The sequence below is a fragment of the Micropepsis pineolensis genome, from assembly GCF_055392125.1.
In genome coordinates, this window is record NZ_AP042408.1 from 2,857,515 (window position 1) to 2,871,013 (window position 13,499).

14 protein-coding genes are annotated in these 13,499 nt (G+C 55.1%); all 14 read right to left on the reverse strand.

The features are described 5' to 3' along the window. Window positions 1-11 precede the first annotated feature (11 nt). The 14 genes from ACZ5RI_RS12720 to ACZ5RI_RS12785 all read right to left on the reverse strand — a co-directional run bounded on the left by ACZ5RI_RS12720 (window position 12) and on the right by ACZ5RI_RS12785 (window position 13,466). Window positions 12-407, reverse strand: a complete 396-nt coding sequence (locus tag ACZ5RI_RS12720) for a hypothetical protein (protein WP_464513586.1) — start codon at window positions 405-407, stop codon at window positions 12-14. Continuing rightward, entirely contained in the window at window positions 404-646 is a 243-nt protein-coding gene (locus ACZ5RI_RS12725; protein ID WP_464513587.1) for a hypothetical protein, read from the reverse strand. The genes ACZ5RI_RS12720 and ACZ5RI_RS12725 overlap by 4 nt, the downstream gene beginning before the upstream one ends. A gap of 85 nt (window positions 647-731) precedes the next feature. Then, a complete protein-coding gene (locus ACZ5RI_RS12730; protein ID WP_464513588.1) occupies window positions 732-4,577 on the reverse strand; it encodes a phage tail protein in 3,846 nt (1,281 codons plus the stop codon). Beyond that, window positions 4,574-5,032 carry an NlpC/P60 family protein gene (locus tag ACZ5RI_RS12735; protein ID WP_464513589.1) on the reverse strand — a complete coding sequence of 153 codons (459 nt, stop codon included), beginning with the start codon at window positions 5,030-5,032 and terminating at the stop codon, window positions 4,574-4,576. Before ACZ5RI_RS12735 ends, ACZ5RI_RS12730 begins: the two co-directional genes overlap by 4 nt. Window position 5,033: 1 nt before the next feature. Further along, window positions 5,034-5,498 carry a DUF1833 family protein gene (locus tag ACZ5RI_RS12740; RefSeq protein ID WP_464513590.1) on the reverse strand — a complete coding sequence of 155 codons (465 nt, stop codon included), beginning with the start codon at window positions 5,496-5,498 and terminating at the stop codon, window positions 5,034-5,036. Further along, on the reverse strand, window positions 5,498-5,809 hold the full coding sequence (locus tag ACZ5RI_RS12745) for a hypothetical protein (protein WP_464513591.1): 312 nt from the start codon (window positions 5,807-5,809) through the stop codon (window positions 5,498-5,500). The genes ACZ5RI_RS12740 and ACZ5RI_RS12745 overlap by 1 nt, the downstream gene beginning before the upstream one ends. 56 nt (window positions 5,810-5,865) lie before the next feature. Beyond that, window positions 5,866-9,582, reverse strand: a complete 3,717-nt coding sequence (locus ACZ5RI_RS12750; RefSeq protein ID WP_464513592.1) for a phage tail length tape measure family protein — start codon at window positions 9,580-9,582, stop codon at window positions 5,866-5,868. After that, window positions 9,579-9,746 carry a DUF7697 family protein gene (locus ACZ5RI_RS12755; protein ID WP_464513593.1) on the reverse strand — a complete coding sequence of 56 codons (168 nt, stop codon included), beginning with the start codon at window positions 9,744-9,746 and terminating at the stop codon, window positions 9,579-9,581. Before ACZ5RI_RS12755 ends, ACZ5RI_RS12750 begins: the two co-directional genes overlap by 4 nt. A gap of 44 nt (window positions 9,747-9,790) precedes the next feature. Next, the gene (locus ACZ5RI_RS12760; RefSeq protein WP_464513594.1) at window positions 9,791-10,387 is read right to left on the reverse strand and encodes a hypothetical protein; all 597 of its coding nucleotides are present in this window, start codon (window positions 10,385-10,387) and stop codon (window positions 9,791-9,793) included. Beyond that, complete coding sequence (locus ACZ5RI_RS12765) at window positions 10,387-11,658, reverse strand: phage tail tube protein (protein ID WP_464513595.1); 1,272 nt, start codon at window positions 11,656-11,658, stop codon at window positions 10,387-10,389. Before ACZ5RI_RS12765 ends, ACZ5RI_RS12760 begins: the two co-directional genes overlap by 1 nt. Before the next feature lie 12 nt (window positions 11,659-11,670). Beyond that, window positions 11,671-12,315 (reverse strand): DUF6441 family protein, encoded by a 645-nt coding sequence (locus tag ACZ5RI_RS12770; RefSeq protein WP_464513596.1) that lies wholly within the window; start codon window positions 12,313-12,315, stop codon window positions 11,671-11,673. Continuing rightward, window positions 12,315-12,752 (reverse strand): hypothetical protein, encoded by a 438-nt coding sequence (locus ACZ5RI_RS12775; RefSeq protein ID WP_464513597.1) that lies wholly within the window; start codon window positions 12,750-12,752, stop codon window positions 12,315-12,317. The genes ACZ5RI_RS12770 and ACZ5RI_RS12775 overlap by 1 nt, the downstream gene beginning before the upstream one ends. After that, window positions 12,749-13,066, reverse strand: a complete 318-nt coding sequence (locus ACZ5RI_RS12780; protein WP_464513598.1) for a head-tail joining protein — start codon at window positions 13,064-13,066, stop codon at window positions 12,749-12,751. The genes ACZ5RI_RS12775 and ACZ5RI_RS12780 overlap by 4 nt, the downstream gene beginning before the upstream one ends. Before the next feature lie 55 nt (window positions 13,067-13,121). Continuing rightward, entirely contained in the window at window positions 13,122-13,466 is a 345-nt protein-coding gene (locus ACZ5RI_RS12785) for a DUF2190 family protein (RefSeq protein ID WP_464513599.1), read from the reverse strand. Between the last annotated feature and the right edge of the window lie 33 nt (window positions 13,467-13,499).

Here is a 13,499-nt window from a genome sequence, read left to right on the forward strand (position 1 = left end):
GACCTCGTTGATTATTGCCGATTGCCGTCAATGATGACGATACATCCGACAGGCACAGCGGGCGCGCCCGTTGCCTTAGCGCAGCCCGCGATAAAGACTTTTTTAGCTGATGGCATCGCCGGGTATGCCGTCAGCTCTGGCAAATTCAGCAGCGTCACATCCGTTGCTGCAGGCAACTCTGGCAATGTCGTCACTTTATTCAGGTTCCACAGCCGCACTGTTTTCGCCTTTGGCAGCGCCGGCACGGCGGCCAACGCGGGAAAATTATCCAGGTAAAATGTTTCGACCAACGGCACGTCAGGCAACCCGGTTACCGCGATCAGGGTGTGCAACGACACGTTCGTTGCGGCGGCAAACTCACCTGCAGCTAGCGCAGCATCGTAATTGGTGTTGGTAATGTCGGTCATTCCTGCGCCCCGCCATCGCTCACAACCGCTACACCATCAAGCGTAACAGGTTCCTTTTTCTGCGGCTTTTGAGCCTTGGTAGATTTCTGATCGTTCAGCTGCTTTTCCAGTTCGGCGTTACGTGCCGCCAACGCATCACGATCTTCTTTTGCCTGCGCCAACGCACCGGCCAAATCTGAGGCACGGCCAGACAGAATGCGGACATGTTCCAACACCTCAAAATATGCAGCAAATGCCACAACTTTTTGCTGCCCAGAATTGCTCTGTTGCATAACGAAATCCTTTTATTGTTGAGAGGGCGATTACCGCCATTCAGTATTCAGATCACCACATTTGCTGTGCAAATGCGCAGCTAGCGTTATTCAAAATACCAAAAGAACGGGCGGAATTCACATTGGACGAAGAAATATATACACGTGCCCGGTACTGAACGTTCGCATCGCTGGCAGGCACATTTTTAAACCATGAATTAATATTAAAATACTGACGGACTTGAACGGCTGCAGTTACTGTACCGACGTAAACATCACCAACGGTATACGTCCATGTACCGGTATCAACATTATAGAGATCCAATGTCATATGAAGAATGGTTCCTATATCTGTACTGACAGTAGGAACGACACTAATGACGCCGGTTATATTGATCGCAACAAATCCAGCAGAACTTACAGAAAATTCTGGTGTCGACACTAAATGCAGCGCATATCCGTCAGCCTCAGCGTTTGTTAGACCAATATATTTTATAGTTGCGCTATTATCGCCCACCCAGCTCCAGATACTGTTTATCTGCATCACACTTGCACTTAATGTGCCCTGCACAACGAGCTTTCTGATATTTAGGCTTCCGTCTTTATCAAAAACGGCAGTTTTTGTACCATCTGACGCCAGCACATAGACATATCCAGCTTGCAGTTCAACATAACTACCCGTTTCATCCGCATGCAGAAGTAACGCTGCTGTCGCATCACCAGCAGTCGTCGACACCACCGCCGCAAGCCCCACTGTAACCGATGCACTGCTGGTATCTTGTGTTGCCGTCATACGCAGATAGCCGCTTGCAGATATTTTACCAACCGTAGTGGTTACCTGTGACAGGGCGTCACTTATGGCACTATCGGCACTTGCCCTAGTCTGAGCCTCCTGCGTGATAAGTGAAGCGTTTGAAGATACCGTACTCGACAGATTATTGATCGTTGTCGAAAGCGACAGATCTGCGTTAGCTCTGGTCTGAGCCTCCTGCGTGATAAGTGAAGCGTTTGAAGATACCGTACTCGACAGATTATTGATCGTTGTCGAAAGCGACAGATCTGCGTTAGCTCTGGTCTGAGCCTCCTGCGTGATAAGTGAAGCGTTTGAAGATACCGTACTCGACAGATTATTGATCGTTGTCGAAAGCGACAGATCTGCGTTAGCCCTGGTCTGAGCCTCCTGCGTGATAAGTGAAGTTACGTTGCTAATATTCGACGACACCACCGTCGCCAAATCCGCCACAGATTCGCTGGCGTTTAAGGCAACCGTCCGGGCCTGTTCAATGCTGGCCGATGCATTAGCCGACGCCACCGACAATTTTTCGGACACCCTTTGGTACTGATCGTAGCTTGCGGCATCCAGATTGACCAAAGACTGTAATATAGACTCCAATGCAGTGAAGGTTGACGTGTCGAGCATCTCGGATATGGCGCTATCCAGTGCGGATGCGGTTTGCTCTACATCACCCTGAACTACGGCGACAGCCGCAGCCGTCTGTATGACAACCTGATCGGTCAGCGCATCCTGATCGCCATCGGCCAGCGCCCGGCCAGAGGATGTTTTCGTGGTCTGGCGCGAAGTAATTTCCGGGTCCCAATCGGGGATATCACCACCGTTGGCCAGCATATCCGGGGCATAGGGCACACAGGTCAGTGTGGAGGATTTATCGTCGTGCACATCAATGCCGACGACGATCGTCGCCAGGGTTTCTTTTTCCGAAACCCCGAATATGCAGGGGAACGCCCCCGTACCGAAAGCTTCAACCGTTACAGGCGTTTCAAGGTTCAGTGTGGCGCTGGTACCCGCAACCGTCACAATATTATAGTTCGTGATGGTCGAGCCGTTCTGGACCCGCAGCACGTATGATGTGCCAGTATCCATGGTCACTTCGTCATCCAGCGTGACCGCCGAAATCATTCCGCTGGCGTTTTTACCGAGCGAGCGGATGCGTGAGCCCTGAATACCGACCGACATGCGCCAGTGGGCAACATCCGCCCGGCAGCCGTAACGCACGACAAGACCTTCGGTCCAGGTGTCGAAGCTGTAGGATTCCGGGCGCAGCGTACGGGCGGCCATATAGCGCCAGCCGAAGACGTAAGCCTCGGTCGGGTCGCATTTATAGGGCAGCTCTACCGTTTCAAACAGGGTTGCGTTTGTGGCGCTATAGCCCGTGGCGTAAACCGTCCGGGTCTGGCTGTTATAATTATCGGTATTATCAGCGAAAATGACGTTTACGGCGTGGATTTCATCTGGAAAAGCAATCGATCCGGAGAAATTACGTACATTTCTGGCCGAAAATATCTGTACCGGGGCCGCCTTTTCATCATCAACCGCGACAGACAGCAGGCCATCTTCCCATACCGCCCCGAAACCCTGCCCCGATGCGGCGAGGATATGCAGCACCTGTTGCATCGACACATTTTCGGCAACGTAATCGCAGTACCAACCCTTTTCATTACATTCCTCGGCCCAGGCGCCAAGCGCAGCGGTATCGATTTTCCCCGTTTGCGGCAGGGCCGTAACATTAGAAGTGGCATACCAATGAAACAGCTCGGCAGGATTCCGGCTTTCCTGTCGGTAGCTATCGTCAAATTTGCCGTTATTCCATTTCGGAACAACCGAGGTCACGACCGCGTTGATATTCTCAAGCGTGCCATTAATCTGGTTGTTCGCCCGAATACGCAAACCAGTGATCGAGAAATTGCCGGGGTTTGTGATAACCTTGCCATCACCAAACGAATGAAGCAGCAACCAATAAACCGTAGTATTTCGCTTGGACCGGTCTGTATCACTGAGGCCCCAGTCATCACCGTTGGTACGGCGAATGCGGATATCATACTGCCCTTCGGTAACTGCCCAGCTGTATTTTTTATAAAAGACCTTACTGGTCTTTTTCTTGACAGTGAACGAGCCCCCCGTCGGGGCATCCAGCCACGTACCACTATCTGTTGATCGATACTGCATTTGCAGATCGACCCCGAACGCGTTTTTCATGTTCATGCCGTAGCAGCCGCTAGGCCAACCAAGCACGACTTCGATTTTTGTGGTCCGGGTACGGGTGCGCCGCTGCACCCAACCATCACTGTCGGAATATCGCAGTTCGGCCGAAATTTTATCTTCGCGAACAATCTGGCTGTAGTTCGCAGGCAGCGCGGTTGATGCCAGACAATCATACAGCTCGTAGTCGTTGTAATCTGTAATCGGGGTTTCACCGATTTTCAGATCGGTGTAACCAACTTTTCCGACGCTCCAGAACAGCAGCAAATTCAGGTACTGGTAATTATCGCCATCATCGTCGATATCGTGACATTCGGTCCAGGTGGTGGCGGCCAGACGCGGATAGATGCGACGACGACCCAGCACAATCGGCACCGACTTATACTTTTCAAGTGGCTGGTTGCCGGCACCGTCGATGGTGTATCGCGTTGACGTTTTACTGTCGGCCCCGAACAGCGCGTTCAGCACCACACCACCGACCAGCGATACCCCCAGGGCCGCAATCATGGCGCTGGACGAGCCGGCTGCGAAGCTGAATCCGGACGTGCTGGCCAGCCATGAACCCGCCAGCGCACCACCCCCGCACCACCAGGTCAGTACCACCACGGCGATCATGGCAACGGTACTGAGGATCTTACTGGTGCCACTGCTGCCACCCAGCGGGGTGGCAATCAGGCTGATATTGGTGCCTGCCTTAGGGCGAATGTTGGACCAATAGCGGCGCTCGATCTCGTGGCCACCGATGTAGACACGGATCAATTCCTTGACTTCTGGCGGCAGGCGACCAGACACGATGGCGAAATTCACCATTTCGTCGATTGTGCCGAATTCAGGAACCGTGATCTTTTTGGGGCCAGTGAAGAACGGATCCGCGAAATAGACTTCGTGGCCCGCAGGCAGCTGGCGCAGAGGGGCATTCATTGGTTCTGCCCCCCGCAATATTCCATGGCTGCATAGAAATAGGGCTGCCAGACCAGACCATTAAACGGCTCGATCACCGTGCCGGAATTGGTGCACAGGCGCGGATCTGCGCAGACATGGATCATGGTACGGCGGGAAACAATCAAACCGACGTGAAAAATGCAGGGCGCATCCCGGCGCCGGGCCCCACGCATATCGAAACAGGCGATTGTGCCGGGACGCGGATCTGTCGCCCGCCACTGACCCAGATAGCGCTGGATCGAGGCCGATACGGCATCAGGGTCATGGTCGGCACAACCCTGATAGGCATCATCAAAATCAGGCCAGTTAAACCCCAGCACGTTCACGCCGATATAACGCACCAGCCCCCAGCAATCCCAACCCGCTGGCGTTTTGCCATGGTAAACCCGTGGCACCCCGATGAAGGGTGCGCATTGCGCCGTGTAATCGTCCATTTTACAGACCCGGAAAGTTGCTATCAGATGCGGTGTATTTTGTGTGCGGCTCGTTGCCGAACATCGGGTGGCACAGCGTGCCGGTCAGATTGTCAGTGTATTGCACGTTGCGCAGTTCCAGCGACGGCCAGGTGCGCTCGACCGTGTCCCAATCCGTAGGCATTACGAAGCTGAAGGTACATTTTGCCGGGGCCGCGTTTCCGGCAATGGTTCGACATGCCTCGACCACATCGCCGGAAATATTCTCGATCGACATTTTGCCGGGCTGAATACCGTCACGTGTGATTTTTGGCGGGGTAAAGGTGAACGGCACGGATTTATAGGTTACGCCATTCGACACAACATCTTCACCGTTTAGCGTGCAATAGATCGGCGTTGACAGGCTGTCATGCGTAATGGTCAGCAGCGTGATCGGGATATAGCGGTTTTCCCGATTGGCATTTTCGACAAACGTTTCGCTGGCCATTATTTCAGCTCCAGCGTCATAGATATGTCCCACTTAACGCCGCGCACCGCCGGCACGACTTTGGGTGGCTTTTTGGCGATAAAGCGTGCGTAGGAAACCTGTTCCGTGATCGGATCGGAAAAGGTGAACCAGGAAGCGCCACGTGCCGCATCACCATTAAAAAACGTTAAGAACGTTTGCTTCTGGGTTTTGTCACACCGGATCGTGAAGGTCAGCTTGCGCACGTTTACGGTTGAAAAAATCCCCTGAATGGACGGGCCACCATCATCCACCTCAAACGATTTGACGGTATTGGCAAGCTCGCCTTCCATCCCGCTGCTGCGCAATGCAGGCAGACTTGACGGCCAGATAACCGTTGTCATCCTAATTACCTCCGCGTCAGCACACGCGACACGCCGAAGCTTTCGCCCAGGGACGTATCGAACGAGCCGTTACGAATGCCGGAATTGATGCCGCTGGTGACCTGACGCTCGATCGCAATATCCAGCGTATTGGTTTTCGGATCGTAATCCGTTTGCCCCTGCGACACCGGCTCGCCGTAATTGTGGAAGTTGATTGTAGGGGCCGTGCTGGCCGCAGCGCCTTTGCGATAGTCAGACGCCTCAGCGCGGTTCAACACCCGCTCGCCAGTCTGCAAGATTGCAGGTATCTCGTCGGCCTTCAGATCCACACCATCGTGAAAGCGCGGGGCAAAGCGCAACACGCTGGCGGGCAGAATGCGGTTGGAATTCGGGGCACCATAGACATCACCACCGGTGTGAAACATGCCAGCTAGATAGGTGCCAAACTCGCTCATCCAGCCGCCACCACCAACGGCGGTTGTGGTAGCGCCAGACGCGGCCATATCGGATAACAGGGCATGGCGCCCCATGACTGAAATATTGCTGACGCTGTCACCTGAGAACAAATTACCCAACCCGGTCGACAGCCCCATTGCCGCCATGTCGGTCAGACGCCCCTTTCGACCAGTGACGGCGATATCGTTGATACTATCACCGGACGACATATCATTATTCCCCATCAGATCGCCCAACGCACCGCCAACATCGAACAATGTCGGCAGTTGACGGCCCGCGCTATCGCCACCCAGCAGAAGGTTTTTTGCCGGATTGACGATGGTTAGTTCGGCAGTCATGCGTTGGAATCCCGTTATTACGGAATCAAAATACTGGTTCCACGTGTCACGACTGGACGTTATCTGATCACCCAGTTTGTCGAAAATTCCACCTTCAAACGCATATACCTGCTCGTTGGCAGCCTTAGTACGCTCAAGCAGCCGGTTCATCTGATCGATATGCTGGGCGTTGGCCAGGTATTCCTTGCCCTGTGCGGTCAGTACCACCCCGACATCGGTCTGGATCGCGTAGCCCTTTTCCAGCAGAGCGTTGGTGTCACCAAGGATCTGCAGACGGACCTGCTCGCCCGGATCCATTGGTCTGCCACCAGATTGCGCCGCGGACATCTGGGCGTTCAGTTGACTGATCTGGGTATATTGATCCGAAACATCCTTGCGGCCAGCCCAGGCGCGCGCCTGATCGTCATTAGCCACAAAAACCTTGCGGTATGCGAACGACACCCGTTCCAGCTCACTGGCCAGATCGTAATACCCCATTTTACGTGCTATCGTGGTAGCCGCGTCTTCATCCGCCAACGCAATATTCATCTGCATGGCACGGTTTGCGTCCGTATAAGCCGACGCACCACTGACGACCTGATCAAGGTCCTTTTTACGGGCATCCGCCTCGGCTTGCAGCCGCGCAACGGACTGGGACACAGTTTCCCCCTGCGACGCCAAAGATTGACCCAGAAGGTCACGAAAACGCCCCTCAACACTGACACCACTTTGCAGATTATCCAGCACGGCCTGACGGTGGGCATCAGCTGACATACCGCCCGCGATGCCACCCGTCATATACGCCCCAGTGACCGCGCGGGTTTGCCCCGTGGCCGCGCGCGTCAGCTGCGCCTGGCGGCTGAGTTCGTAATTTGCCGATTTCAGTGCAGCGGCAAAGGCCGCATTGGCGCGGGCTTCCGCATCAGTCTTTGACACCGTTTGCCCGGCCAGACCCAACAACACTTGCTGGCGGGCGATATGGGCCTTTTCATACGGTGTGATCGCCTCAGCCGCCTGGGCTTGCAGTTGATACCCCTGAACGATCTTTGCGGTGTCGGACTGATAGGTATCTTTCTGGTTTTGCTTGGCGGCAATAGCCCCATCAACATTCCCAAGAGACAACCCCATCTTCTGGCGGATTGAAGTAGAAAGCTTCGCCTTTTCCAAAAGCGCAAGTTGAGCATCCGCCTGCTTGTTAAACAGCGTTTTTTGTGCATCTGGAGACAGATCACCGACTAACGGTGCGATCTGATTTGACAATTTCACATCAGCGATAGACTGCGCATCCGTTCCAGCAGCCCGCTGACGACTTTCGATCTCTGCAATTAAGCCCTTAAGGGTTGCGATCGTTTCGTTTCGAAAACCTCCTTTGTTATCCTTCTGCGCCCCGGAAAGCTGATCCTTCAAATTTGCCAGCCTAGCGTCATCACTAGGGGCTTGTGTAAAGCCATTTACATAACGCCCCGCAGCAGTCGAAACATCCTCCCATGCCCGCCCAAGCATCGTAAGTTGAGTGCGATGGTTTTCCAGTGAGGGCTCCATTGCCTTTATGGCAGCATCAACGGCTTTTTCGTGTTCGCCCGACCGCTCAAGACTGACGATGTATTGCTGCGTCACATAATCAATGCCGCCAATTTTTGATGAAAGCGTTCCAACACCAGTACCCAGATCAGAAAACGACGTTGCCAACTCCTTCGCGGCATCAGCCCCCTTTTGTCCGGTTGTTGCCGCATAATCCGCCGTTAGCGCCGTCAGCCGCTCGATTGAACTACCCGGAACCGCACCGCTTTTGGCATATGTTTCGGCCCACCCACGAGATTCATTCGTACCGGCTCCGGACCGGCTGGCAGCCCTTCCTGCCATATCGTTCAGTTGCCCCGCCGTCACACCGGCAGCACGACCAGTTCCGGTCAAAGCCATTTCGAGCTCTTTACCCGCCTTGATACCGGCATATTGCAGATAGGCCACGCTGGCCGCCACCGTAGATATGCCAGCAGCCACCAGCAGGCTGGGTGACACCAACCCCGTCAGCGAAGAGGCAGTGGCTTTCAGCGCCCCCGTCACGCTTAAACCAGAGCCTGCAAAAACCTGAGCAAGCTGCGGTCCCTGCTGCAACATGACCTGTATGGGTTTCTGGCCCATAGCCAGCCCACCAACCACGTCATTCATTTGATACATCAGGTTGGTGCGCTGGAACGGTGATAATCGCGCACCACCGGCAGCATTCTTTTCAGCCTCGGCTACTTGTTCGTAAGCCAGCCGCGCCTTGGCCATGGCATTGCTATGCTGGGTCTGGGTCAACGCCCCGGCAGACAACATGCGGTTATATTCCGCAGTTTCTTTGGTCAGCCGCACCTCTGCCGCTGCCAGCGGATCTATCTCGGAAAGCAATGCCTGGGCGCGGGCCTGCATTGCCTCCATCTCGCGAGCCTGATCTTCCAATGCAGAAACCGTCGCGCCGGACGATGCCGCCGACCGCATACCAATACCCATACGGCGCTCGAAATCACTCTGGAAGCTCTGCCCCGTCTGTTCGCGCTGCCATTGCACGATTTGCGCCACACGCGCCGCATTAGCCTTTTCTGTCGCAGCAAAAACCGATGCGGTGTCACGGGCTGACTTGGCTTGTACAGCTGCCCCCAAATTTACCGGTGCAGATCCGGCACGCACCACCCCCAACAGACGCGACTGAAACTCCTTTTGACGTTCCAGCATGTTGGAAGCAGACTTTTCGTCATCAAACCCTTTATATGCCGCACCATAAGTTCCACCGGGCAAGTCTTTCTTTGGCGCAGCAGCGGTTCGGCGACCGGCGGCATCATATTTGCCAACAGCCGCCGTGGCCGCATCAAAACCTGCAACAATTTTCCTACCAGCCGCCTCGCCACTTTTGCCGATAGCCTCCGTTTCGCGGCGAACATCCGCACCGCCATCAAGTCCAACACGGATGGAAATCTGACGTTTGGTCATAGCTCACCCTCTGTCCGGCTATGGGCCCGGACAATGCAGCCCTCGATCTGGGGCAGAAGTTCAAAAAACAGAAAATTATCGGCGCCGATACGCTCGGCAAACGCGATAGCGGCCCCATAATCCAGGCCATATGGCAGGGCGACGGTTTTAATCACGCCGCCCATACCAAACACCTGCGGGACAACCCGCAGTTGCGTGCCAAGTGCCTTTAAGCCTTGCCAGGCGATTTTGCCGTCCGTCGTTTGCGGGGCGTTGACGGTGTAGGGGCAGTCCGGGCATGGCGTGGGGCAGTTGCAGCAGTACGCTTCGCCCGAATTTTCGCCCCCGAAGTGCCATTCCGCGAGGGCGCGGATGCGTTTTTTTCCGCATCCATCATCCGCACCGGGCGGACATAGGTTTGATCAAAAAAGTCGTACAGCTCGATCGCCGAAAACGCTTGCGCCATACCGTCTACTGTTAACGGCAAGGGGGTCCCGGCTTCATCATCGACCCCATTCCAGCCTGTAATAGCCATGCTGGCGAATTCCAACGTAAACGCCTGCATTGCCTTGCGCTGTGCTTTTTCCAGCGCCCGCATATCATCAGGACTGACAGGCTCGTCGTCACCACCATCCGAAGCGGTCGCGTAAGCCAGATCCGGCAGCAAAGACGCATAAACCCGACGCATCGCTTCACGTGCGGCCAGATACATGGCTGGCTCAACCGGTAACACGGTAATCTCGACACCGGCCAGCGCGGGCACATTTGGTGCCAGCTCATCCGCCTTTAGCACATAAGGACCTGCCGGAACTTTCGCGATGCGCATCAGTAGCTCTCCACATCATTGATCAGGGTGGCGGTGACCATGCAGCCTTCGGTGCTGTCTTTGGCACTCTGCCAAGCCAGCGTGATCTGCACGCCATCAGGCCCTGTGACAGGCACCTTTGCCTTGGGCAGGAAAACGCGGTGGTTGACAAGAATAAGCTGCATGGTGGACGAAATTTTCCAGCGCCGTTCCTGCTGGATCGGTGTGCCAGACGATGCCTTTTCCAAAAGCGTGGTATCGCTGAAGCGCATCACATCTTGACCAGTTACCGTCACTTTGCCCGGATCGACACCTGTGATACGCCCGTCTTCCGCAACAACCTCAATCTTATCGAGATTATTGGAGAATTTATAAGACGACGAAACGATATCACCGACCGGGACACCTTCGGACAGAACGGAACCGGAAAATTGCGTCAAGCGCTTTTTCTCGAGCACTTTAAGTGTTCCAGCCGTACTGACCTTGGTGCGGTCAGCCTCGCCACGGGCAATACAGCCCAGGGTAAAATTCAGGTTGCCCGACCGGCCCATATCAAACGACAGAGTATCGACACCCAGCCCGTAATTCATGGCATAAGTCGGCACGGCAGGCAGGCCGATTTCGATCGACGCCGAATTGAGTATTGATGCACCAGACTTGAAGACATGGCGATATGCCCCCGTGGCGGCACCACCAGTCAGCGTGGCGCCAGAAACGGTCGCATTGGTAACCGGATCAGTTGACACCGCCAGCGTGAAGGCGTTACCGGCCACACCAAGCGCATCAAAGGTGATCTCTATGGCATTACCTTTTGCACTCACCCGATAGGTGGCCGCGGATACGCCAACGTCAGCGGAAGCTGCGAGCGCAGCAACTGCGTTTCCAACCGTCGCCTTTAGCGTGCTGCCAATGGCGATATCGGTGCCAAAAGTGAATGTTTTACCGTCAACATCAATCGAACTTCCGGTCGCCGGCTGGGCCGAAAATGTGATCTTACCTTCGGCAGCAATACCCTGTTCCGTGACCGGATCACCGAACAGGCATTTAAACCAGAAACCCAGATTGCGGACACAGGCCGGAACCACGATATCACCGGAATTGTTGATTACGTCCGGCGACGGATCGCCCGCCTCACGCCCATCCCCCAGTGTATCATCCTCAACCAGCCCCTGCTCATCACCGACCGCGCTGGACACGAACGGCAATTTATAAAAACCGGCAGCAGGCGTTACGCCATAATCGGATTCGATTACGCCGGACATAACGGCATCAGAGCCACGTGCGCGGGCCATGACATTCTCCTTTTAAAGGTTGGACAGATTACTTTCAAAAATGGCCTGCATCTGCTGGCCCCAGTACGCGCCCGTGGCATCCAGATTGAACAGTTTTGGCATTTTTGCCGCGGGGATAAGAATAAACATGACGACAGGCTGAACTACCCGCCCCTGGCGCAGACGGCCCTTGGTCGCTTGCCGCCAGCCCTTGCCGGACTTGGCCTTGATCACCTCGACATAAGCGATGGTCTTGCCATCCTTGGTGCGGGCGAACTTCAGATCCTGATTATAAGCATCTTCAACATCGAGCGGTGTCATGCGCCGCCCGCGACCTTTGCGTGGGACGTTTTTTGTCGGGATTGCCAGCATCTTGCTGCCATTCACCGGATAGATGGTGGCACCACGGTCAAAGCTGTCGATAATGTCTGGTGCTTTGGAATAGACAAAGGCCGCTGCATCAATACTGGTCCGCCCCTTGGGGTAAACAGCGCTGCGCCAGGTATTGGCAAGGCGGCTACCCAGCCCGGCCTTTTGCGTGATTTCGCGCAGATCGCTTTTCAGGCCAGCAGCAACTTCCTGTGCCGCATCGGTAGCCGCCGTAGCGATATCCTTGTCCACATCGGCCATCATAGCCACCCAGTCGCCGTCGATCGACGCCCGGATCCGCACGGACATCAGACTGCCCCGTCCGCCGTATCGTAATTCAGGGTGATGTGCAGCACGGCGGTCAGTTCCGGTGCCACACCGTCCTTTTTGTCAAACTGGCTGATCTGCGGCGCGGTCAGGATGCGGGCATCGTCAACCACCCCACCAAGCGTGCGGTCGGCGGCAATAGCGGGCTCGACGGCCGCAAAGATTCCGTTCACCACATCGCGGCGGTTTACGCCGTTAGCCGTGATTTCAAACTCGACCGCGCGCTCCCAGGCATAGGTCAGCGGCGACAGGATAATTTCCGGATCGCCCGCATCGCCGTCAGACATGATCACCACACCCGCGTTTGAAGCGGGCACATCAACTTCCGGGTCACGCCAAAAGCTGCCACCAGTGGTCACCACAGCGGCGGATATGAGAGTTTTCAGCGCATCAAGCGCCGCCATGTGTGTTGTGGTCATGATGTGGTCAGCTCGAACTGCCAGCAACCGTCTTGTGGATCTGATGGCGTGAACTTGAATAGCCGACAGGCCACACCCCCAACCTCAACCACTGCCCCGGTAACCGGCGCAGGAACATCGCGGATACGCACCAAAAGAAGCCGGGCGCTGTCACTGATTTTTGCTGTACCGTACAGCGCGATATCGGTTTGCTGTTCATCATAGACCGCACGGAATTCAACTGCGTCACCCGTCGGCGGGCGATAGACAATATCCACGCCGATATTTTCGTCTGCCATTATGTCGGCCATCGCGTCCGTAAAGACATTTGTCATGGAATCACCTCATGCAGAAACCATCGGGCGGCACCCACGCCGCCCGATAGCCAGATTAGACCACGACAGACGGGACCAATAAGACCTGCCCGGTTGTACCCGTTGCAGACGATGCGGCGTCAGCGGCAGCGACACCGATCAGCACGTTATTCGTTGCTACAGATGTGCAGACCTTATTAGTGGCATCCCAATAAACTGGCGTTGTATAGGCAGTCCACGGCTGTGTTGCGGCCTTTTTCAGGTCAAAGACACCGTAGCGCTCGCCCACAATAGTGCCACCGCTGGCAGCATCCCCCGTGGCCACAGCAAAGACCTTACCAACCATAAAGCCGTCACCAGACGAAAGGTCATAGGGGGCGGCAAAATCAAGTGCCCGCCCTTCTTGGATTTTATTCTGCATATCATCCTCTCAGAGAGTTTGAATTGATGTTTC